Raw genomic sequence first — 21391 nt, forward strand, 5'->3', positions numbered from 1 at the left:
ATGTGCCATCCCAAGCTGGCCCAAAGTAGACATCATCCACTTAGCGGCATGGCGCGCGAGCGATTGCGAGCTGCAGCGTCATCACATTCAGATGTGACTGCAAAGGACGAGTCGAACGAATCCATCAAGCCGAACCGTCGGGTCAAGCGGCAGGGAATTTGTTGTTAATTGACTGCACATAGGCCTTGCCAGCCCAACTTTCCTTGACCAAATGTAACTCCTGCTTGCAGCATGGAATGCCCAAGTCTCGGGAGATGGGCTGTGTCCATAGTTCTGTCAGAGAAACGAGGTGCACTAACCGCCAGCCGGGACGTGTCTAGCGTTACCACTTTCATCGAGAAGTGGGGCCCTGGGGGCAAGTCGTACAAACTCGGTGAGCGGGCAGGCGCGCAAGCCCACTTCTACGAGTTATGCGGTGTTCTCGACGTGCCACTGCCGGATGACCCAGAAAGCTACTGCTTCGAAAAAGGGTTCCGCGCTATTGCTACCAGCCGCGGCTTTGCTGATGTGTGGAAACGGGGACACTTTGGCTGGGAGTACAAGGCTCCCAAGGGTGACCTCAACGCGGCGTTGCAGCAGCTCATTCTGTACGCGCTGCCTTTGGAAAACCCGCCCTTATTAATTGTCAGTGACCGGCTGACAATCGAAATCCACACTCATTTCACTGGACATCCCTCAGTGAAAACTGTGATTGGACTTCAGGAACTTCGCGATCCAGTGATTCGTGAACTCCTTCGAAGCGCGTTTACCGACCCCTACCGCTTCAGGCCTGGGACAACGGTACAACAGCTCACGGCAGATGTTGCCAGTACCTTCGCTCTGATTGCAGATCGACTGCGCGCGCGCGGGGTTGCACCGAGGCGGGCGGCGCATTTCCTAACGCAATGCGTCTTCTGCTTCTTTGCAGACGACGCAGGACTACTACCAGCGGATGTGTTCAAGAGGCTGATCCAGAAGAGGATCGCGCCCAAGGCACTTCGCAGTTCCCTCATCGAGCTGTTCCAGAAGATGCAAGCGGGCGGTAGCTTTGGTGTTGACGACATTCCATGGTTTAACGGCGGGCTGTTCAAGGAGATCGATGTCCCTGACCTCGTGAAGGAGGATGTCCACGCCCTTGCAACGGCTGCAAGTGAGAACTGGCGCTTCATAGACGCTGCGATTTTCGGCACGCTGTTCGAGCGCGGCCTCGATCCGTCCAAGCGGGCTCAACTGGGCGCACACTACACCGATCCGGAGACAATCATGCGGCTCCTGGAGCCCGCAATTCGGCACCCCTTACTCACAGAGTGGGCCGGCACACGAGAGCAGATCGCTTCGCTGCTCAGTAAACGCGACTACATGCGCGTCCGCGCCAAAGGCATTTCCAGCAAGTCACCGACCCTCCGCGATAGGTACGCGCGGCTGCGCACCCAGGCGAATGAGGTCGAGCGGGATGCAAAGGCTATTTTTTCGGGCTTCCTTCATCGCCTTTCTGCATTCAGGGTTCTCGACCCAGCCTGCGGCAGCGGAAACTTTCTCTACATGGCATTGAAGTGCCTGAAGGACATCGAGCACATCGTCAACATAGAGGGCGAGCAGCTCGGGCTGGAACGCCAGTTGTCTGTGACAGGGCCGCACAATTTGCTTGGGATCGAGACAAACGAATTTGCTAGCGAGCTGGCAAAGGTCACGGTATGGATTGGGGAGCTGCAGTGGCTGCGAGAGCACGGCTACACCGTGCACGAGACACCGATCTTGCAGCCTCTCGATCACATTCAAACAAGCGACGCTCTCATCGCGCTGGATGGAAGTGCAGCCATATGGCCGGAGGCGACAGTCATCGTCGGAAATCCTCCGTTCCTCGGCACAAAGAGGCAGTGGAAGGAGCTTGGCGTCGAGTACTCAGCGCACCTCCGCGGCAGATACAGCAAGCGCGTCCCAGCTTTTGCCGACTTGGTCTGCTACTGGTTCAGCAACGCTCATGAAGCCCTGAAATCAGGCCGCGCCGTGGTCGCTGGCCTGGTAGCCACAAACTCGATCCGCGGCGGTATGAATCGCGCAGTCTTAGATGCCATCGCGAAGGATTGTGAAATCTTCGATGCTTGGGACGAATTGCCGTGGATCAATGACGGGGCGGCCGTCAAAGTCTCACTGATCACCTTTGCTCTCAAGGGACACGGCCAGCCGGTGCGGCTGAATAACGTAGCAGTGAGCGCGATCAATCCTGATTTAACTGCTGGCAGTGACCTATCTAAAGCCGCTGTCTTGCCGGAGAACGTTGACTGCTGCTTCTACACGACCGTGAAGGGCGGCCCGTTTGAATGCGATCCCGTACTCGCTCGGCAATGGCTACAGCAGCCCAATCCGAATGGCTTGTCCAACGCGCAGGTGCTTCGCCGTTGGGCAAATGGCTTGGATATTGTTCGCCGCCCTGCGGACAACTGGCTGGTCGACTTCGGGTGCAACATGGTCGAAGCAGACGCCCAATTGTTTGCGGCTCCATACCGCCACGTTCGCGAGAACGTTCGCCCACTGCGGCTGAAAAGCAACCGTGAGAGCTACCGAAAGTACTGGTGGCTCTTCGCAGAGCCTGTGCCGCGTATGCGCGCCGCTGTGGCCGGTCTTCGGCGGCAACTTGTGACGGTCGTCGTTGCCAAACACCGCATCTTCACCTGGCTTGATCATCGAATTCTCCCTGACCACGCCTTGGCAGTGGTCGCCAGAGAAGATGACTACACGTTCGGCGTTCTGCAGTCGCGGTTCCACCGCCTTTGGTCGCTCCGGCTGGGCACGTCACTGGAAGATCGCCCAAGGTATACCCCGACCACCTGCTTTGAAACATACCCTTTCCCGGGGGGACTCACGCCTGCCGATACGGCAGGTAGAGGCACTGAAACTTGCGAAGGAGTGCTTCTCCCGGCCGGACTCGATATGGCCACCAAAGCCCGTGCGAGGAGCGTCGCCGTAGCAGCCAATCGCTTGTACGAGTTGCGCGAGCGATGGCTGAATCCGCCGGAGTGGACCATTAGCGTTCCTGAAATCGCTCCTGCCGGAATGTCTGCGTCTCCCTATCCAGACAGAATCGTCGTACGCCCCGACATCTCGGATGAGAATTCCAAGGTTCTAGCCCGCCGGACTATGACCAACCTCTACAACGAGGAACCGGAGTGGCTTCGGACAGCGCATGAGAATCTAGACCGGGCCGTCGCCGCTTGCTATGGATGGGAGTACGAGCCTTCTCTGTCTGACGAACAGGTGCTCGTAGCCCTTTTGCTGGAAAACAAGGCGCGAGCCCCCATGAAACAGCTCGCCTTGGGCGGCTCCGTCGCCGCCACTGCTAGCACTCACAACTCGACCGCAATGCCGATTAGTTGATTGGCAGTTTTAGGCGTGTTGCATCGTCAGCGGTATGCGTCCGGCAAATTCATTCTGCGCCAGGATGACGGCGAATTTTGCGCTCGATGCAAATGGATAGGCGCTGGGTTTTGGTCCTCTCAGCGGCTCGCTGCGCTTTTTGCTCACCCCGGCCGCAAACCCGGAATCACGCCATAAGAGTCCCACTCACGACGAGCGCAACGACTGGAGCTGACGATGCCCACTGATGAACAGGTCCACGTGCTGGTTGACCTTGAAAACGTGCAGCCACCTGCGGCTCTTCTGGATGAGCTGGCTCCCGGCTTCGCGGATGCCTGGATCTTTCATGGCCCCCATCAGCAGAAACTGAGCCAGACCTTCAAGACTCTGATCGGAGGTCGGGCTACGTTGGTGCCCATCACCCGAACGGGCAACAACGCGCTTGATTTTCATCTCTCGTTCTATCTTGGGTATGTCGCTGCAAAACATCCCGACGCACGGCTTGTGGTCATCGCCAATGACAAGGGCTACGAGCCCATGATCGAGCACGCCGTGGCGCTCGGTTTTGAGGTCCGCCGCGAAGGCTACGCCGCCGCGAAGAAGACCGCACCACCACTCAAGAAGGCTGCTACACCTAAGAAGTCGGCTGCTAAGAAGATAGCGGTGCCGGCGAAGAAGGCGGTTGCGAAGAAAGCAACGAAGCCCAAGAAGAAGCCTGCGGCCACGATGGCCGCACCATCGAAAAAGTTGGTTGCTGCAAAGGACAGCAGCGTTCCGGCAAGACTGCGCCGTGTTGCGAAGGCATTCGGGAAAATGGGTGCGGAGCGGCCCCAGAAGAAAGCCTCGTTCCTTCGGCATCTCGAAGCCATGCTCGGAAAAGATGCATCCGAAGCAACGCTTGCAGAAGCAGTGGCACATCTCAAGAGGTCCAGCATCGTTGCAATTGACGGCGACAAGGTGACATACCTACCCTGAGGGGTGCCTTCTAGAGAGCTGGCAGCAGCGACATTGATCATCGACAATGCTCCCAAGGAGCATGAAACCTATGATCCACGCACAGATGAACGGCATCGTCGAACAATCGGACGATGACCTCGCTATTCGCCTGACCGCACCGTTTGCTGAGATGGCCGGCCTCGCTGCTGGTATGCGTATCACCGTTGAAGCGATCCATGGAGGCGTGATAGTTCGGCGAGTCGATCGTTCGAAGGACTCCCTGGAAGCACTCTTGGCGCGGTTCGATCCTGCCTTGCATGGCGGAGAGGCCATGGCGTTCAGTCCTTACGGACGTGAGGTATTTTGGTGAGCACAACTACGACTCTTGGTCAGCTACCTCGACAGCTTGCGATGGAACAGGCGTTGGCGAACACGCGGATCTCAGGTCATGCACCAACACCCGAGTTCATAGCCGATTGCGACGCAGTCATAGAAGGCCGAATGACATACGAGCAGGCCGTTGCCGCCAGCCTTGAGCGAGCCACCCGCGGAACCGTCGCGGACGATCGTTCGTGAGCTGCACGAATTTTTCACTTTTCGTGGCGAGACTGCGGGATTTTTTCAATAATGGTGGCGCGTTCCGAGAACGTTGCGACACGGAAACTGAAAAACGCGTTTTAAATCAACGCTGCGTTTTTCACTTTTCGTGTCTTCCGACAAGAAGCGGGGCAGCGACTTGGCTGCCATGAACCGATTCGACAAAAGAAAAAGCGCCCAGCATTGCTGGGCGCTTTTTTAACGCCAGGCTCTACGTGCAGCCTGGAGTTCTTCGTGGTTTTTACTGAGGACTGGGGACTACTTCCCCTGTGCCTGTCCCAGGATATCCACCACCACGCGGCGGTCCGGCTGCAGGCAGGCCACCAGGCGCGGCGAGCGCTGCAAGCCCTGGCAGTCGCGCGTCACCGGCTCGCGCTCGCCCATCGAGCGCACCTCCATCGGCGCGCGCACGCCTGCGGCCTTCAGGTAGTCGCGCACGGTGTTCGCACGCTGCAGCGCCAGCCGGTCGTTGTAGGCCTCATCCCCCAGCCGGTCCGTGTGTCCCGTGATCGTCAGGCTCTGCACCTGCATCTCCGGGCCCTGCAGCACACGCGCCAGCGCATCCAGTTCGGCGCGGCCTTGCGGCAGCATGTCCGCCGCGCCCGAGCGGTCGAACCGGAACAGCGTGTCCGCGCTCAGGTTCACCCGCCGCGTCGTCGGCTGCGCCGGAGCCGGGGTGGGTGCGGGCGCCGGCGTCACCACCGGCGTGAGCGCGCAGTTCTGCCCCTGGCACCAGTTGTAGCGCTCGTCGTGCAGGCTGCCGCAACCGGCCAGGACGAGAGTGGCGAGAGCTGCGGCGCCGAGCGCGAGCCGTGTCGGAGTGTTCTTCGTTTGCATGTGTTCTTTCCTTGGCGTTGTCTGTTTATCGGCGGCGCTCACCACGCCACCCGCACGCCGAGTTGCCCCGAGACGCCCTCGCGGCCCTTGCCGCTGAGCGAGCGCTGGTACTGCACCCCGCCGTACAGGTAGGCCGCCTTGCCGAGCGGCAGCTGCGCCCCCACGCCCAGCTCGGCCCAGGTCTGCTTGGCCCACTGCTCGTCCACCGTGGTGTTGCCGATGGTCACGCCCTTGGGGTCCTTGAACTCGTGCAGCACATTGGCCGTCACGTAGAAGGTGTTGGTGCGCGTGAGCTTGTCGGCGCGCTCGGCCTTGTCGTTCCAGGCCAGGCGTGCGCCCAGGCGCCCGCGCAGGCTCTGGCTGGTGAAGCCGTCCACCGTGGAGATGTTGTCCGCAAAGCCGCGGTAGCGCGTGAGCTGGTAGCTCAGCTGCGCCTGCGGCTCGATCAGCCACTGGCTGTCGCCGATCTGCCAGGGGCGGCCCACTTCCACGCTCAGCCCCCCGCCGGTGCCCTTTTGCGTGCCCTCACCGCCGTACTTGTCGGTGTACTTGTTCTGCACCGCATGCAGCTGGCCGACCAGGTCCAGGTAGCTGCCGTTGTCGGCGTAGCGCGTGTGGTACGCACCCAGGGTGAGCATCTGGCCCTTCATCTTGCCGGTGTCGTAGCCCATGCCCGCGTCGCCGCGGCGGCGGTCGTTGAAGTGGGTGCTGGTGCGGCCATAGCCCACGCTCAGGCCGGTGTGGCTGCGCGACTTGTCGCCGGCGTCGCCGCTGTAGCGCACGGCCAGGTCCTTGCCCAGCTGGAAGAACTGCATTTCCTGCTCGAAGCCGAACTGGCGCTTGCCGTCCAGGTCCAGGCGCTGCGCGTGCAGGCGCATCCACGCCTGGTCGGCGGGGGCCTTGTCGTCGCAGCCGCAGTGGTCCCACTTGAGGGTCTGCTGCTCGCCCACGCGCTGGTGCAGCGTGCCCAAGAGGCCCAGGCCCAGTTCCTGGGTGGCGACCTGGCCCATCACGTAGCCGGCCACGGCGGGGCGCAGCACTTCGGGGGCCGGGACCGGTGCAGGTGCAGGAGGAGTCGGAATGCCGGGCACAGGAATGGGCACCGGCGTGTTGTAGACGCTGCTCAGGTAGAAGCTGTTGGCGTCGCCGTCGGTGCGCCCGCCGCGGTGCAGCCCGTACTCGTAGGCACCGGCCTGCACGGGGGCGGCCAGGGTGAAGTTGCCTTCGGAGGAGGTGCCGCTGACCTGGACCACCTGGATGCCGTTGATGGTGGCGGCGCCGGCGCCGCCGGCGTTGGCCACGAGCACGCGGGTGGTGCCGCTGGTGTTGCCGTTGACCACCAGCTTGTCGGTGGCGCTGGCGTCGTTGCCCAGTGCTGTGTTCAGCCGTACGAGGCCGTTGGTGCCGGCGTAGTTGCCATTGACGGTGAGCGCGTTGCCGGGCGTGCCGGCGGGGTTGCGCAGGTCAATGAGGCCGGCGTTGTGCACGTCGCCGGTGACGGTGAAGGCGGGTTGGCCCATGAAGACGCTGCTGGTGGGCTGGATGAACAGGCCCATCGGCGCGCCGCTGGTGTCCGCGCCTGCGCCGACCACGAGCGGGGCGCCGGCGAGGGTCAGGCGGGTGTTGTCCAGCGTGATGGTTTCCCAGTTGCGCAGGGTGTCGCCGCCCGCGGTGGCGGTGACGCCCTGCAGAGTCAGCCGGTCGACCCAGCCGTCGGCGGCCGAGACGTCGTCGCCGCCGTCCAGCACCTGGCTGCCGTTGTAGCCGGGGGCGGACACGAAGGCGGTGTCCGAGCCGTTCTGGCCGTAGAAGCCGCCCGCGAGGGTGCCGCCGGTCCAGGTGAAGCTGTCATTGCCGTCGGTGGCGCTGGCGACTTTGTCATCGCCGTAGATGTTGCCGCTGAAGCTGCCGCCGGTGAGCGTGAGGTTGTCGTTGCCCAGGCCCAGGATGGCGTCGCCGGTGACGGTGCCGGCGGTGGTGACGACGGCGTTGCCGCCGAGCGTGTCGGTGCCGGTTTGGGCGAAGTCGCCGTCGCGGATGGCGATGCCGGAGGCGGCGCCGTTGACGGTAGCGCCCGTGCCGATGTCGATGGTGCCGCCTGCGGCGGCCGTCGTGTGGATGGCTGCGCCCGCGCCGCTGCCGCCAGTCAGGGTGCCGCCGGTGACGTCGACGTCGTAGGTGCCGCCCCTGGCCGCAACGCGCAGGCCATCCCCATTCACGCCGGTGGCCGTCGCGGTACCGGCGCTCATGGTCGCCGCTGCAACTCCCGATCCCGTATTGGTGACGCTGATGGCGCGGTCGCCCGTCACCGAGCCGCCCTGCATGACCACCGCCGCAGTGCTCGTGCTCGCAAAGTTGGTGATGGCGCTTGCGACCCCAATGGATCCAGAACCACTGGTGGAGTTGATGGCGCCACCCGTGACTGTCACGGTCGAATTGCCCAACCCGCTCGTAACGGCGCCAAGGCCGTTGCTGAGGCCCGACGTGACAATCTGGCCATTCGTCATCGTGACGTTGACATCGGACGTATTGGCCTTGTTGGTGATTTGACCGATAAAGCCATTGGCGTTGTCGCCACTCGTTTTGATGCTGCCACCGCTCATTGACGCGGTCACGGCGCCAAGACCGTCGGTGATGGCACGTGCGCCATCGGCGGCGAGGCCGGTGGTTTCCACGGTCCCGCCCGTCATGGCCAGCGTGGTCGCCCCGGTGCCGTTGACATTGCTGGTTTTAGCGAAAATGCCATTCGCCGCGTCACCGCTGGTGGAGATGCTGCCGTTCGACAGCGTGGCGGTGGCCGCGCCCATGCCGGCGTTGGAACTGACGATGCCTGTGGCAGCGGCGCCCGATGTGGTGATCGACCCGCCGCTCATGATCGCCGTCGCCGTCGACGTGCTGGCAACAGTCCCGATGCTCGCTGAAATACCAACCGCATCTTGGCCAACCGTTGTGATCGTCCCTGAGTTCAGTACCGTTGCATTGCCCGCAGCGCCCTGATCAACTGCTGCTTGCATGCCTTGGGCTGCAATACCCGTGGTGGATATCGTCCCTTGATTCACGGCCGTGGCGTCACCTGCACCATAAAGCACGCGGGCTGCCGTTCCCTGCGCGAACTGCCCCTTGGTAGCGATGGCCCCCTGGTTGGTGGCAATCGCATCCCCATAGCCCATGACGTCCGCAAAAACGCCAATGCCGTAGGGAGACCCATTGGTCGCGACGGTTCCGCCGGCCTGTAGCGTTGCAATCGCAGTGCCGTGCTTTGACGAATCACTGTTGTCGATATGCGCACCGATCCCGGTGGAGTAGGGACCGTTGGTCGTGATAGCGCCGCTGGAGGTGGCCGTGGCCGTGCCATTGCCGCTGGTCACGGCATAGACGCCGTAGCCGAATGTGCCGGCGGTCGTGACGGTTCCGGTATTGCTCGCGCTGGCGTTACTGCCAGTCGCAACTGCATAGACACCAAAATTGCCGTCCAGGGCGCCGGCACCGGTCGTCAAGACAGATCCATTGTTGATCGCCGTCGCATTGCCGGTTCCCATGGCATGGGCCAGGATGCCCTTGGCGCCGTCGACGCCACCGGTCTGGATGGAAGTGCCCGCCGAAGAACTGGCAACCGCATCGCCAGTGCCGAGCGTTTCGGCATGCAGGCCGTAAGCGTAGGCGCCCGCGGTGCTGATGCTGCCGTTCTGCAGCGTGGCCGTGGCCGTGCCATTGCCGGCGTTGTGTGCGTAGACACCAGAGCCGGCGGCGCCGTTGGTGGTGATCTTCGAAGCTGCGGCATCCATGGTTGCCGTTGCCGCCGCCGTGCTGCCAGAGTTCAGGACAGAGGCCCAGATTCCGTAGCCGTTGCCACCTTGGGTCGCGATGCTGCCACCCGTCATCGACGCGGTCGCCGCGCCCGTGCCGACGGCCACCGCGTACAGCCCGGTGCCACCCGTTCCGTTGGCGATCACCGACCCTCCCGTCTGACTGGCAATCGCAGCGCCAGATCCTGAGCCGAATGCGCCGACGGCCCCGCTGGCGGCGTTGGTCGTCGCCGTGCCGCCAGAAATGGTGGCGTAAGCCGTGCCGGAGCCCATTGTCTGGGCCACAACGGCCGAGTTGTTCAAGGCCTGTGTGGTGGCCGTACCGCCCGTCATGGTGGCCACGGCATTGCCATTGCCGCGCGCCAACGCGTATGCCGCGTGCGAGCCATTTGTCGGGCTGACACCTGTATTGATCGAGCCGCCGTTCACCGTGACCGTCGCTGTGCCGATGCCGTTCGTTTCGGCAAACAGACCCACCGCCCAACCTTGCTGGCCGGTGGTGGTGATGGAGCCGCTATTGAGAATCGCGGTTGCGTTGCCGTTGCCGAAAGCGACTGCGGTGGGGCCAGTCGCGAAGTCGCCGGTGGTAGCGATCTGCGCACCATTGATGACGACGCTCGCATTGCCGTTACCGGCTTTCGTTTCGGCCAGCACCGCCCACATCGCAGTGGCCCCAGTGTTGCCCGCAGGCGCTGTCACATTGATCGTGACCGGGCCGTTGACTTCAATCTCTTGATTGCCTGCGCCGCTACCGCTCGAATAAACACCATGGGTGTTGACCGGCGCGATGGTGAAGGGCGCCGCGGTGCCGTCCACGACGACTTTGATGTTGTCGGTGCCGTACGCAATGCCGGTGGTGTTCGGGTTCGCGTCTCCCACGGGCGTTCCGTCACCGTTGCAAATCACGGTGCCGCCTGAAGCAACAACACCGCACTCGTTGGCTGCCCAGGCGGACGATGCGCTGCCGAAAGCCGCCGTGGCCAAGAGGGCCGCGCCGAGCGTGATGCTCGAGGATTTCTTGCCGCGCGCGCTGCAAACCTCGCTGGCCGCCACCCAGGCGCCGAGCGCCTCATTCCAGATGCTTCTAAATGACCGGTTCATTTTTTGACCCTCGCTCCAAAAAGTCCCAGCGATGCGGTCGATCCGGAAACCATTTCCGGCAACCCACTGCTGTGGCGCGCCGGCTTATGCGGCAGTCGTGGAGGCTATTGGAAGGGGCCCAATAACCCGAAGGCATTACTTCACAAAATTCAGCTTTTGTTTACATTACTTTGCGAAGGGATTTTTCATAAGGAAATTTATCACGACTTCGAGCGCAGGAGCAACCTGCAAAGTACCTATCTGTACTGGGAAAAACGAAAAAATCGACAGCATCCGATGACGTGCCTCTAGCGCTGGCCGCCAACACGTTCGACAGATTGGTTAAAATTTCAAAGTCGACTAGACGAATATTCGAATATGCAAATGCGCACAAAAGTAGTAAGTGCCGCTGGCTGACAGAAATTCTGAGAGTCTCCAAAGACAGTTTGCGATTGCCGAGGTGGGGGCATGAAAAATAAGCTTCCGGCGGGCCAATGAAAGCGGCCGGCATGGAAGGTGAATCTCTTCACCTTCCATGCCGGCCGAATCGTTTGGCAGGCTCAGTTGGGCAAGCTCGCAATGAAGCTGCGCATGTAACGGACGAACTCCGCAGGCTCTTCCTGAAACGGCCAGTGGCCGCTGTTGGCGAAATACTTCAGCGTCGCTCCGGGAATGCTCTTTGCCAATTTCTCATCGTCGCCAAAACGCCAAATATCACCTGCACCGTAGTGAACAGCGGTCGGAACGTTGATTGACGGCAATCGCAGAACAAAGTTGTAGTCGGCCAGGAGCTGATTGCCACGGTTGAACGCCGCTGCGGAGTAAATCGTCCGTTGGTCGACATCTGCGAGTACGCCTGCGGGCGGGCTCGCATTGTTGTAATACAAAGCTTCCACCTCCGCCCATTTTTTACGAAGATCCTCGTCACTGGCTGTCGGAGCGAGCAGCAATTGCCCCAGGGCAGCCTGTTGTGCAGGCGTGCCGCCCAACGGGCTGCGTTGGACGAACGATGAGGTATCAGGCGCGGTGCACGACAACACCAGGCCCGCGAGACGATGGGGGAATCGAAGCGCAAAGTCGAGCGCAATAAACCCGCCGTACGAGTGGCCGACGAGAACAAATTTGTCAATGCCGAGCGCCTTGGTCAAGACGTTGCAATCGGAGCTCAAGCGCTCGAGCGTCAGCTCGTCGAAATTGGCCGGCCGGTCCGATTTGCCTTGCCCCAGCTGGTCGTAGCAGATGATCTGGGCGTTGTCGGCAAGCGGATCGATGAAGGGTCGGAAATACTGATGGTCCAACCCCAAGCCACCGTGCAGAAAGACGACCGGAATTCCTTTTCCCACGCTCACGTGGTAGAGGTTTTTTCCGTTCACGGAAACGAACCCGGAGGTCTCGGCCTTGGAAGCACCCGGGGAATTTGCGGGCCATGCGCCGTTGCCGGCTCCGCCGCCTCCACTGCCGCCTCCACCACCACCACAACCTGCGACGGTCAGGACTGAAAAAATAGATCCGGCTGCATTGAATGTACGTCGACTGATCGTCAAGAAAATCTCCACGAAGCGGGCCCGGCAAGCGAGATTGCGGCCACCCCTGAACTGTCTCGGAAAGCCGCGAAAGCGGTGCGAAGGGCCTTTGAATTGATAAGCCCAAGCGAGTCTAGTTTTGCTTTTGCGCGGCTGATGCAAGCCTTCTCTTCGGATGATCTTTTTGAATCGATATCGAGAGATCGTTCACAGTCCAAATTCGATGGGATTACGCGTGACCGCTTCAATGTCCAATTCGGAGGAATATCTTTTACATTGAATTGAATTCGATCGTTGGTGCCAGCGAAAGTTACCGCTGCGTCTTTTGTATGGCGCAGCCGATCCCGCGTGATCCGCGACCTACGGCATCCGCATCGGGCGCCCGCCACCCATGCCGCCCTGCAAAAGCCGTGCGACACGTGCCAGTCCACCAGTGCCGCTTGCCGCGCGGCCGACCAGCGCGCCGCCCGCAGCACCAGCCAGCAGACGGCGAGCCAGCGAGCGGCTTCGCCCGGCGGTCAACAGCAGGAAGAGGCCTGCGCACAGCACCGCGAGGTGCTCACCCGGAAAGTCCGGCCGCTGCGCGTCCATCTTCTTGACTGCCTCGATCTTGGATCCGATGTTCATTTGAAGCTCCTTTTCTGTACGGACTTCTTCATAACAAGCGAGGCTGTGCACCGGTGTAGGCGCCGGCCACGTGCAACCCGCCGAATCGGGTGTACGGACACATCCCTCAGGGTTTTCATATAGAGGAAGAGCAGAAACAGCTCATGCGCCTGTCATACGGGCGTCATCAGCTATTAAAACAATAGCATTCAACATTTCCGCGAGGATCGTTCCTCGTAAACGCTATATCTAGCCCGACTCTTGCTAAGCAAAATCCTCGACGGATTCACGTCACCCATGATCGAGGACATCGAAGCAATGAACCTTATGCGTCTCCGGCAGCCGATGGCTGCGTTGGTATTGGGCGGCACAGCAGCATTGTTCGGGGCGATGACCACATCGGCCCATGCGTTCTCGAACCCGCCCATACAGATGGCGCAAGGCGTCGAATACATGTGCGGGGGCGCGAGCAAGGCCGAGGCGTCGTTCATGCAGATGGTGTCGCCGCGATGGGCCGCGACCATCGAGTTCGGCATCAACGACAGCACGCAAAAGAGCAACTTCCCGGTGCGGGCCGCGGTTCAGGTGCGTGAAAAGTACACGGGCCGTCCGGTGATGGAGGCGCAGTCGAACGGCCCTTACATGCTCGCCCGGCTCGATCCCGGTGCATACGACGTGAACGTGACGCTCGGCGGCTTGACGATCACGCAAACGCTGACCGTGATTGCCGGCGTGCCGGCCCGTGCGGTCTTCATGTGGCCTTCGAATTTCGACATGGCCTCGGTGCTGCCGCCCGCGCCGCAAACGCAGGCGCTCGCGCAGACCTCCACCGCCCGCTAGGCGGGGTTTTCTCTCCGGCTTCCGTCCGGGGCAGACGCCGGTCCTTCCTGTTAAGCCTTGTCTAAGCCGTGCGCCGCACAGTGGCGCCGTGGCCTTCCGCCACGCAGACAAGGAAGAAAGGATTCGGACCATGAGCACCCTGATTTCATCTCGCAGGCGGCCCGCTGCGGCCGCTGCACTGTGGGGCGCCGTTCTTCTCGCGGCGCTTTCTTCGGCACAAGCAGCAGTCAACCCGCCGATCTACATGACGCATGGCGTCGAATACATGAGCGGCGGCATCGGCAGCGACGAAGCCAAGCTGATGGAGACCGTGGCGCCGCGCTGGCCGGCCACTTTCGAATTTGCCATCAAGGACCACAAGGGCGCCGAGTTCGCGGCCGACGTCCACGTCACGGTGCGCGACAGCCGGGGTACGGCACTGATCGACAACGTGGTGTCAGGCGGCCCGTTCATGGTGGCGCGGCTCGACCCCGGCACCTATGAAGTGGAGGCTCGCTTGCTTGGAAACACGCTCAAGCAAACGCTGCATGTCCTGCCGGGGACGCCCGCCAAAGTGGCATTTGTGTGGCCGGCGGGCACCGACATGGCATCTGCCGGCACGCGCACGGTGCAGTAAGAAGGCAAGGCCGGTTCTCAGGCCCGCCGCCTGCGGCCTATATTCCGTCGCCGGTATCGTCCGCAACGCCTGCTATCCGGGTGCACCACTATGGAAAAAATAGCGCGCCGCGGGCCAGCCGGCGTCTTGAATGCACGGCATGCGCCTTGCAGATGTTGCCTCCCGGGCAGTGCCCGTTCCCATTGCCCCCATGCCGATACGTCCCCTGAGCGTTCTGACCGCGCTCCTGCATGTCTACATCGCGCTGCGCCTGGTGCCCGCGCTGGCCATGCTCACCCCGGCCTGGCCGCTGGCGCTCGTGGCGCTTGCCGTTTCGGCCTTCACGATTCCGCTGCCGTTCATCTCCCGCCGTTCCGAGCGCAACGCCTCCCTGAAGGACGCGCTCAAATGGACCGGGCTGATCAGCATGGGCTGGTTCTCCTCGATGTTCGTGCTGACGCTGGCGCGCGATGCAGGCCTGCTGCTCACCTGGCTGGCGAGCGCGTTGGCGGGCCTGCAGGTTTCCTGGAACGCAGTGCTGCCGTGGAGCGCCATGGCCGTGCTGGTGGTCGCCACGCTGGCGTCTTTTGTCGGTTTTCTCAATGCGCGACGCACCGCGGCCGTCAAGCGTGTCGAGGTTCCCATTCAAGGGCTGCCTGCCGCGCTCGAGGGCTTCACGATTGCGCAGCTCAGCGACATTCACGTGGGTCCGACGATCCGGAGCGACTACATCCAGCGCATCGTCGATGCGGTGAACCGGCTCGGCGCGGATGCCATCGCGATCACCGGCGACCTGGTGGACGGCACCGTGGCCGAGCTGCGCGAGCACATCGCACCCTTGGCCGGGCTGCGCGCGCGGCACGGTACTTTCGTGGTGACTGGCAACCACGAGTACTACGCCGGCGCGCACGCATGGATCGATGAGCTGCGCCGGCTCGGACTGAAGGTGCTGCTCAACGAACACGTGGTGCTGCAGACGCGCAATGTGCGCGGCGCGCAGAACGACGAAGAACTGTTCGAAAGCCAGCTGGTGCTGGCCGGCGTGACCGACTTCACCGCCGGCCATTTCGATCCCGCGCACGAAAGCGATCCGCATCTTGCGCTGCACGACGCGCCGCCGCTCGTGCACACGCGCGTGCTGCTTGCCCACCAACCGCGCAGCGCACCGCTCGCGGCCCGGGCCGGCTACCAGCTGCAGCTGTCGGGCCACACGCACGGCGGGCAGTTCTTTCCGTGGAACCTGTTCGTGCCGATGCAGCAGCCATTCACGGCCGGCTTGCACCGGCTGCACGACATGTGGATCTACGTGAGCCGCGGCACGGGCTACTGGGGGCCGCCGAAGCGCTTTGGCGCGCCTTCCGAAATCACGCTGGTCACGCTGGTGCCGGCGCGCAGCTGACGCTCTTGCCGGTCAGGCGCGCAGCTCGGCCAGGCGCCGGGCGTTCGACGTGGCCGCTGCATGGATCGGCTTCAGCCCTTCGCGCGCGATGCGAACCGCCGCACCCGAGAGCTGGCCTGCCGTGCTGGCCGCGCGCGTCGCGGCCTTGACGAAGGCATCGCCGCGCACCGCCGCCTGTGCGGGCGTGATGCTGCCGGCCATCGAAAGAAAAGCTCCCGCGCTCAGAAACCATTGCTGCAGCACGCGGCTTGAGAGCGACACATGGCTGCTGTGCCACTGCCTGACCATGGCGGCGCCCGCTTTGCCCGCCGCGGCGAGCTTTTCGTCGCCCATGAGCTGGAACTCGGCAAGGTCCGCCGCGCTGGGCGTGAGCCCCGCCTTGGCCATGCGTTCGGTGCGCATGTGGATCACCGAGCCGGAAGACAGCAGCATTTCCTGTGTCTTCAAGGCCACGTCGGCCCACAGCATCAGTGGGCTGGCCAAACGCGCGGCGGAGGTAAGGGACGACATGGATGAGGGCCGATCTATGGGAGATGAACGAACACCCACTATAGGCTTGGACGGCGGAATTTGTTGCGGTGCAACAAATTCAACTTTGCAGGAATGTTGAACAAGTACTACCTTTCGGCATGGCAATAGCCTCCGGCCAAGGCGCGGAACGGAGCGGAGCGGAAGGTAATTATTTCCATCCTTTCCTTGATTTGCTTTCAAAACCCACATCATGAAAGTACAACCGTCCGCGTCCTCCGGGGCTGCCGTGTCCGCAGGCGTTCGCTGCCTGCTGGGCACCGCGGCTCATGCGTTCGAAGACAGCGCACGTGGCATCTATTTCGAGGGCGGCCGTGCGCCGCACGGCGGCAAAGGGGCTACCAATCCGGCCACCGTGGGGGTCACGCTGCCCTGGTCGTTGCGCCAGCCGGTGCACGAAGGCGCGCTGACCTCCTATTGGGACCTGTTCATCAGCCAGTGGCATGCGCCGGCGCTTGGCGACGGCTCGCGCAACTACACGCAGATTGGCGCCATCTACACCTGGCACTATCGCTTCGGCGCCGGCAGCTCCCCGTGGTTTGCCGAAGGCGGCGTGGGCGCCACGGTGATGGACCACCTCTACAAGACGCCCGACCGCACCTTCAGCACCGCATTCCAGTTCACCGAGGTGCTGGGCGTAGGACGCAGCTTTGGCGAGAACGGCCGCCATGAACTCACGCTGCGCCTGCAGCACTTTTCGAACGCCGGCATCAAGAAGCCGAACCCCGGCGAAAACTTTGTCCGGCTGCGCTACACCTATCACTTCTAGAACAGGAAGAACGCTCAGCGCGTGGTCGTGCGCAGGCGCCGGGTGCGCAGTTCGGTCACGAAGTAGGCCACCGTGGCCACGGCCAGCGGCAAGAGGTAATAGAGCCCCCGGTACACCAGCAGCACGCCCAGCAGCCTGCCCTGCGGCACCTGGTGCGAGAGCAAGGCAATGAACACCGCTTCCAGCACGCCAAGTCCCGCCGGCACGTGCGTGACCACGCCCGCCACCGCAGCCACCAGCAACACCGCGAGCACCTGGTGGTAACCGACCTGGCCCTGCAGCAGCACCCAGATCACGCCGCCGATCAGCGACCAGTTCAGGCACGACATGGCCAGTTGCAGCAGTGCCATGCGCAGCTTCGGCACCTTGAACAGATAGCGGTGTATGCGAAAGCCGCGCCCGCTGGCCACCGCACACAGCACCAGATAAGCCGCCGCCACCAGCAACAGCACCGCGCCAAGAATGCGCAGGCCGCCGTTGTCGATCTTCCATTCGTCCGGCAGCCCCATCGGCCAGAAGCAGAAGGCCGCGCCCGCCACCACCAGGTAGCCGAGCCAGTTGGTCAGCATGCTGAAGCCGAGCACGCGCGTGATGGTGTCATTGGAAAGGCCCAGGCGCGAATAGAGCCGGTAGCGAAACGCCACGCCGCCCACCAGCGAGCCCAGGTTCAGGTTGAATGCGTAGCTGATGAAGGTCACGCCCATCACGCTTGCGGCGCGGAGCCGGTGGCGGGTGAGGTACCGCCCAAGCAGGTCGTACGTGCTGTAGGTCGCAAAACTGCCGGCGGCCAGCGCGCCTGCCAGCAGCAGCGTTGAAGCAGGCAGCGCGCGCATGGCGTCCAACACTTCTTGCCAGTCGATGGCCCGCGCCTGGTTGACCAGCAGCCAGGCAATGAGGCCGAAGAAGCTCCACACCGCGATGCGGCGAACCCAGGGCCACCAGGGCCGGTGCGCGAGGCTCATGGTGCTCATGGGAAAGCCGCCGCACCGCTCGCAGCCTGGTTCGCCTGGTGAGCAGCCGGCCGGGTCATGCCGCTTCCGTCGTCTGGGTGGCACCGTTCTCGCCGGTCTTCTCGCGCTGGTCGCGCTTTTCGGCAAGATCGGTGGCTTGGGCGAGCGTGAGGCGCGGCACCTGGCGCGGCAACCAGCCCAGCCATGAGGGATACCAGCGCAAGAAGTGGAAGATGAAGAAACTGCGCACCAGCCGCCAGCCGCTCCACTCGCTCTCCAGGTCGTCCTCGCGAATCAGCTTGCAACTCTCGCGCATGAGCGTGTCCATGCGCTGCCACAGCAACTCGTTGAACGCCTTGTCGCGCGCGATCACGTTGGCTTCCAGGTTGAGCGAGAGGCTCAGCGGGTCGAGGTTGCTCGAACCCACTGTGCTCCAGTCGTCGTCGATCAGCGCTATCTTTGCGTGCAGCGGACGGTCGCAGTATTCGAAGATGCGCACGCCCGAATGCAGCAGGTGGTGATAGAGCATGCTCGCAGCCGTCTTGACGATCGGCATGTCGGGCTCGCCCTGGAGGATGAGCCGCACATCCACGCCGCGGCGCGCGGCGCGTCGCAGCTCCTTGATGAGCCGGTAGCCCGGAAAGAAATACGCGTTGGCAATCACGATGCGCTTACGCGCGGCGCGGATGACGGCCAGGTACTGGCGCTCGATGTCGTTGGTATGGCGGCGGTTGTCCCGCGTGACGAACATTGCCTTCACTTCGCCCACGTGCTCCCGCTCAACCGGCGGTGCCTGCTTGAGGCGGCGGCGAAACCAGCGCGGCCCCTTGTCGCCGAGCGCAATGGCACGCAGCACGAACTGGTGGATCGGCGCCACGATCGGCCCGCGAAGCTCGACCGCGTAGTCCTGCTTGGCCTTGGGCCCGAAGTCGAGCAGATGGTCGGCCGAATAGTTGATGCCGCCGACGAACGCGAGCTCACCGTCGACCACCACGATCTTGCGGTGCATGCGGCGGAACACGTTGAGCCGCTGGCCGAGGATGCGCTTGCCCGGATCGAACACCCGCACCTTCACGCCGACGGAGCTCAGCCCTTCGATGAACTCGCGCGAAAGATCCGGCGAGCCGAAGCCGTCGACCAGCACATCGACCTTCACGCCGCGCTGGGCCGCCGCACGCATGGCGGCATGCAGCGCCATGCCGACCTTGTCCTCGAAGAGGATGAAGGTTTCGATGATCACTTCGCGCCTGGCCTGGCGAATGGCATCGAACACGCGTGGAAAGAACTCCTCGCCGTTCTCCAGCAATGAAATGCTGTTGCCACCGACCCAGCGGGCTCTCTGGTCCATGTCGGCCACCCTCTTCAAAGGTCGATGTTCGCCACCAGCGGCGCATGGTCCGACAGGTGCGACCAGGGCTTGCGCGGCAGCACCACCGGCGCATGAACGCCCGCGTTGCGAACATAGATGCGGTCGAGCGACAGCAGCGGAAAGCGCGACGGAAAAGTCTTGGCGGCCGAGCCGTTTGCACTGACGAACACCTCGCGCAGTGCGGCGCCTTCTTCGAGCACCCGGTGGGCACGCCCGCGCCAGTCGTTGAAGTCGCCCGCCACGATCAGCGGCGCATCGGCGGGCACCTCGTCGCGCACGATGTGGCACAGCAGCTCCAGCTGCTGCTGGCGGTGCGCCTCTGCCAAGCCCAGGTGGGCGCAGATCGCATGCACGTCGATGGGCCGGCCGGGGAGCCGCAGAACGCAATGCAGCAGCCCGCGCTTTTCAGGGCCGGCCACCGACACGTCGTGGTTGCGGTAATGCACGATCGGAAACTTGGACAGCACCGCATTGCCGTGGTGCCCGCGCGGGTACACGGCGTTGCGCCCGTAGGCGAACTGCGGCCACATGGTGTCGGCCAGGAATTCGTAATGCGGCGCCTCGGGCCAGTTGTTCACCTTGCGCGAGTGGCGCGAATGGGTGCCGAGCACTTCCTGCAAGAACACCACGTCGGCGCCCACCGTGCGCACCGCATCCCGCAGTTCCGGCAGGATGAACTTGCGGTTGAGTGCGGTGAAGCCCTTGTGGGTGTTCACGGTCATCACCTTGAGCGAGGTCGGCGCGGCGGCGGCGAGTGGAATCGGGGAAGAAGACATCGGTTCTGCGGTTGTACGTTGCCGCGCCGCCCGCGCCTGTAGGAACGCGCCACCTTCTTGCCGCCTTTGCTTCCGGCCTTCGCCACAGGAGGGCGGGCTCCTACAGGCAGGCCTGTCCCACCCCGACATGAGCGCCTTCGAGGGCCTCCTACGGTGAATTCAGGGTCAGGAGACGACCCGTCTTTCCACTTCATTCATCCGTCGAGACAAGCAAAGGAACACACCATGAAGCACGCAGTCTTTCACGCCACGGTGCTGGCCGGCCTGATGGCCGCCGCCGGCGCCGCCATGGCGCAAGCCACATCGATACCCGCGCAGCCCGACCCGGCCGTGGGCGGGCAGGCCAGCACGCAGACGCCCTCCGGCGTGCCCAACCCGCCGCAGCGGCCCGATGCGAGCATGCCCAATTCGCGCGAAGCGGTGAAGGCCGAGGCCCGCGCTCACAACCGCAACAACGTCAACAACCCGGTGCCCAAGGGCGAGGCCAGCACCACGGTGAACGCGCAGCCCAATGCCGTGCCGCAACCGACGGGCGCAATGTCGCGCGCCGAGGTCAGCCAGCAGGCCCGCAAGACCAAGCCGCAGTTCGGCCAGAAGGGTGAAAGGCCCGATGTGCCGACCAACCCGACCGAGAAAACCGGCACGCCGCAATAAGCACCCGTGTACGAAAAAAGCCCGCCATGCAGGAGTGCATGGCGGGCTTTTGCATGCGTGCGCCTTGTCAGGCGCCATCAGGCACGCAGGGCTCAGCTCTTGGCGGGAGCCGCGGTGTGGCCGGCGTCGCCATGGCCGTGATGACCACGGTGGCCGCGGTGCCCGTGCATGCCGGCATGCACCGTTTCCGCATCGAAGGTCTTCTGCTGCTCGGGCGTCAGCGCGGCATAGAAGGTCTTCGTGGCTTCAGCGCGCTTGGCGAACCTGGCGCTGCGTTCGGCCTGGCGGGCCTGCATGCGCTCCAGCCGCTCGGGCGTGGTCAGCTTGGCGAATTCCGCGCGGTCCATGCGCTGCGGACGGGCACCGGCCGGCGGCTGGGTGGCGGTCGTGAAGCTGGCCCATGCGCCTTCCTGCGCGGTGGTCAGCTTGAGCTTTTCCTTCAGCGCGGCCAGGCGTTTGGCGCGGTGCGCTTGCATGCGCTCCATGCGCTGGGCCGGGTCCATGCGCTTGTGCTGCGCCTTGGGTGCCGCGCCGTCGGCTTGCGCGACGGCGGCGGGCGGGGCGGCGGAGGTTGCGGGCGCAGCCGGGGCCTGTGCAAAGGCGCCTGAAGAGGCGAGGGCGGCCGAGCCGAGAAGGCTGGCCCAGACGATGCGTTGGCGAAGAGAGATCATGAGAAGTGCTTCCTTTCGAAGAAGCCCGCCGCCAATGGGCAGCAGGTGAAGCGAAGTGTGGAAGACCTCTGTATCTCCCAGGTGAGCCGAAAGTGAGCGTGCGTAAAGAATCATGAACCACC

General features: G+C 63.3%; 18 protein-coding genes and 1 pseudogene. 9 read left to right on the forward strand and 10 right to left on the reverse strand.

What is annotated here, in order from left to right:
- Positions 1-312 precede the first annotated feature (312 nt).
- The 4 genes from EJI00_RS25340 (at position 313) to EJI00_RS25565 (ending at position 4845) form a co-directional block, all read left to right on the forward strand.
- Positions 313-3354: a class I SAM-dependent DNA methyltransferase gene (locus tag EJI00_RS25340; protein WP_185868072.1), complete on the forward strand. Its 3042-nt coding sequence runs from the start codon at positions 313-315 to the stop codon at positions 3352-3354.
- Between the two features lie 216 nt (positions 3355-3570).
- Positions 3571-4308 carry a PIN domain-containing protein gene (locus EJI00_RS25025; protein ID WP_185868073.1) on the forward strand — a complete coding sequence of 246 codons (738 nt, stop codon included), beginning with the start codon at positions 3571-3573 and terminating at the stop codon, positions 4306-4308.
- A gap of 70 nt (positions 4309-4378) precedes the next feature.
- On the forward strand, positions 4379-4639 hold the full coding sequence (locus tag EJI00_RS05915; protein ID WP_126746542.1) for a PbsX family transcriptional regulator: 261 nt from the start codon (positions 4379-4381) through the stop codon (positions 4637-4639).
- A gap of 41 nt (positions 4640-4680) precedes the next feature.
- On the forward strand, positions 4681-4845 hold the full coding sequence (locus EJI00_RS25565; protein WP_185868074.1) for an antitoxin VbhA family protein: 165 nt from the start codon (positions 4681-4683) through the stop codon (positions 4843-4845).
- Between the two features lie 279 nt (positions 4846-5124).
- Here EJI00_RS25565 and EJI00_RS05920 read toward each other — a convergent pair whose 3' ends face one another.
- From EJI00_RS05920 to EJI00_RS05935, 5 genes and pseudogenes are all read right to left on the reverse strand, one after another.
- Positions 5125-5703 (reverse strand): OmpA family protein, encoded by a 579-nt coding sequence (locus EJI00_RS05920; RefSeq protein WP_126746543.1) that lies wholly within the window; start codon positions 5701-5703, stop codon positions 5125-5127.
- A 38-nt stretch (positions 5704-5741) separates the two neighbouring features.
- On the reverse strand, positions 5742-10388 hold the full coding sequence (locus EJI00_RS05925; protein WP_260590469.1) for an autotransporter outer membrane beta-barrel domain-containing protein: 4647 nt from the start codon (positions 10386-10388) through the stop codon (positions 5742-5744).
- A gap of 138 nt (positions 10389-10526) precedes the next feature.
- Positions 10527-10610: pseudogene (locus EJI00_RS25570) on the reverse strand (ESPR domain-containing protein); the annotation flags it as partial.
- A gap of 539 nt (positions 10611-11149) precedes the next feature.
- Positions 11150-12133: an alpha/beta fold hydrolase gene (locus EJI00_RS05930; RefSeq protein WP_185868075.1), complete on the reverse strand. Its 984-nt coding sequence runs from the start codon at positions 12131-12133 to the stop codon at positions 11150-11152.
- A 339-nt stretch (positions 12134-12472) separates the two neighbouring features.
- Positions 12473-12739 (reverse strand): hypothetical protein, encoded by a 267-nt coding sequence (locus tag EJI00_RS05935; protein WP_126746546.1) that lies wholly within the window; start codon positions 12737-12739, stop codon positions 12473-12475.
- A 297-nt stretch (positions 12740-13036) separates the two neighbouring features.
- On the opposite strand from EJI00_RS05935, the gene EJI00_RS05940 reads away from it, so the two are divergent.
- The 3 genes from EJI00_RS05940 (at position 13037) to EJI00_RS05950 (ending at position 15552) form a co-directional block, all read left to right on the forward strand.
- The gene (locus EJI00_RS05940) at positions 13037-13558 is read left to right on the forward strand and encodes a hypothetical protein (RefSeq protein WP_126746547.1); all 522 of its coding nucleotides are present in this window, start codon (positions 13037-13039) and stop codon (positions 13556-13558) included.
- A gap of 130 nt (positions 13559-13688) precedes the next feature.
- Positions 13689-14174, forward strand: coding sequence for a hypothetical protein (locus EJI00_RS05945; protein ID WP_126746548.1), 486 nt, complete (start codon positions 13689-13691; stop codon positions 14172-14174).
- Between the two features lie 130 nt (positions 14175-14304).
- Positions 14305-15552, forward strand: coding sequence for a metallophosphoesterase (locus EJI00_RS05950; RefSeq protein WP_126746549.1), 1248 nt, complete (start codon positions 14305-14307; stop codon positions 15550-15552).
- Positions 15553-15564: 12 nt separating this feature from the next.
- Here the strand turns inward: EJI00_RS05950 and EJI00_RS05955 are convergent, their stop codons facing one another.
- Positions 15565-16062, reverse strand: coding sequence for a polyhydroxyalkanoate granule-associated phasin (locus tag EJI00_RS05955; protein ID WP_126746550.1), 498 nt, complete (start codon positions 16060-16062; stop codon positions 15565-15567).
- A 211-nt stretch (positions 16063-16273) separates the two neighbouring features.
- On the opposite strand from EJI00_RS05955, the gene EJI00_RS05960 reads away from it, so the two are divergent.
- Positions 16274-16849 carry an acyloxyacyl hydrolase gene (locus tag EJI00_RS05960; protein WP_126746551.1) on the forward strand — a complete coding sequence of 192 codons (576 nt, stop codon included), beginning with the start codon at positions 16274-16276 and terminating at the stop codon, positions 16847-16849.
- A 14-nt stretch (positions 16850-16863) separates the two neighbouring features.
- On the opposite strand, the gene EJI00_RS05965 is transcribed toward EJI00_RS05960, so the two are convergent.
- The 3 genes from EJI00_RS05965 to EJI00_RS05975 are packed head-to-tail and all read right to left on the reverse strand — an operon-like array spanning position 16864 to position 19944.
- Entirely contained in the window at positions 16864-17820 is a 957-nt protein-coding gene (locus tag EJI00_RS05965; RefSeq protein WP_126746552.1) for a lysylphosphatidylglycerol synthase domain-containing protein, read from the reverse strand.
- 55 nt (positions 17821-17875) lie between these two features.
- Complete coding sequence (clsB, locus tag EJI00_RS05970) at positions 17876-19147, reverse strand: cardiolipin synthase ClsB (RefSeq protein WP_126746553.1); 1272 nt, start codon at positions 19145-19147, stop codon at positions 17876-17878.
- Between the two features lie 14 nt (positions 19148-19161).
- Positions 19162-19944: an endonuclease/exonuclease/phosphatase family protein gene (locus tag EJI00_RS05975; RefSeq protein WP_126746554.1), complete on the reverse strand. Its 783-nt coding sequence runs from the start codon at positions 19942-19944 to the stop codon at positions 19162-19164.
- Positions 19945-20169: 225 nt separating this feature from the next.
- Here EJI00_RS05975 and EJI00_RS05980 point away from each other — a divergent pair, with 225 nt between their 5' ends.
- Positions 20170-20598: a serine/threonine protein kinase gene (locus EJI00_RS05980; protein WP_126746555.1), complete on the forward strand. Its 429-nt coding sequence runs from the start codon at positions 20170-20172 to the stop codon at positions 20596-20598.
- A gap of 92 nt (positions 20599-20690) precedes the next feature.
- Here EJI00_RS05980 and EJI00_RS05985 read toward each other — a convergent pair whose 3' ends face one another.
- Positions 20691-21269 (reverse strand): Spy/CpxP family protein refolding chaperone, encoded by a 579-nt coding sequence (locus EJI00_RS05985; RefSeq protein ID WP_126746556.1) that lies wholly within the window; start codon positions 21267-21269, stop codon positions 20691-20693.
- Positions 21270-21391 lie beyond the last annotated feature (122 nt).

The organism is Variovorax sp. DXTD-1 (genome assembly GCF_003984625.1).
In the GTDB taxonomy this organism is placed as follows: Bacteria; Pseudomonadota; Gammaproteobacteria; order Burkholderiales; family Burkholderiaceae_C; genus Variovorax.

Excerpts from the sequence above, each read along its gene's own strand:
- clsB (WP_126746553.1), bottom strand. The coding sequence starts at position 19,147 with ATGGACCAGAGAGCCCGCTGGGTCGGTGGCAACAGCATTTCATTGCTG.
- EJI00_RS05960 (WP_126746551.1), top strand. The coding sequence starts at position 16,274 with ATGAAAGTACAACCGTCCGCGTCCTCCGGGGCTGCCGTGTCCGCAGGC.
- EJI00_RS05920 (WP_126746543.1), bottom strand. The coding sequence starts at position 5,703 with ATGCAAACGAAGAACACTCCGACACGGCTCGCGCTCGGCGCCGCAGCT.
- EJI00_RS05915 (WP_126746542.1), top strand. The coding sequence starts at position 4,379 with ATGATCCACGCACAGATGAACGGCATCGTCGAACAATCGGACGATGAC.
- EJI00_RS05965 (WP_126746552.1), bottom strand. The coding sequence starts at position 17,820 with ATGAGCACCATGAGCCTCGCGCACCGGCCCTGGTGGCCCTGGGTTCGC.
- EJI00_RS05935 (WP_126746546.1), bottom strand. The coding sequence starts at position 12,739 with ATGAACATCGGATCCAAGATCGAGGCAGTCAAGAAGATGGACGCGCAG.
- EJI00_RS25025 (WP_185868073.1), top strand. The coding sequence starts at position 3,571 with ATGCCCACTGATGAACAGGTCCACGTGCTGGTTGACCTTGAAAACGTG.
- EJI00_RS05955 (WP_126746550.1), bottom strand. The coding sequence starts at position 16,062 with ATGTCGTCCCTTACCTCCGCCGCGCGTTTGGCCAGCCCACTGATGCTG.
- EJI00_RS05950 (WP_126746549.1), top strand. The coding sequence starts at position 14,305 with ATGCACGGCATGCGCCTTGCAGATGTTGCCTCCCGGGCAGTGCCCGTT.
- EJI00_RS25565 (WP_185868074.1), top strand. The coding sequence starts at position 4,681 with ATGGAACAGGCGTTGGCGAACACGCGGATCTCAGGTCATGCACCAACA.
- EJI00_RS05975 (WP_126746554.1), bottom strand. The coding sequence starts at position 19,944 with ATGTCTTCTTCCCCGATTCCACTCGCCGCCGCCGCGCCGACCTCGCTC.
- EJI00_RS05980 (WP_126746555.1), top strand. The coding sequence starts at position 20,170 with ATGAAGCACGCAGTCTTTCACGCCACGGTGCTGGCCGGCCTGATGGCC.
- EJI00_RS05985 (WP_126746556.1), bottom strand. The coding sequence starts at position 21,269 with ATGATCTCTCTTCGCCAACGCATCGTCTGGGCCAGCCTTCTCGGCTCG.
- EJI00_RS05945 (WP_126746548.1), top strand. The coding sequence starts at position 13,689 with ATGAGCACCCTGATTTCATCTCGCAGGCGGCCCGCTGCGGCCGCTGCA.
- EJI00_RS05940 (WP_126746547.1), top strand. The coding sequence starts at position 13,037 with ATGAACCTTATGCGTCTCCGGCAGCCGATGGCTGCGTTGGTATTGGGC.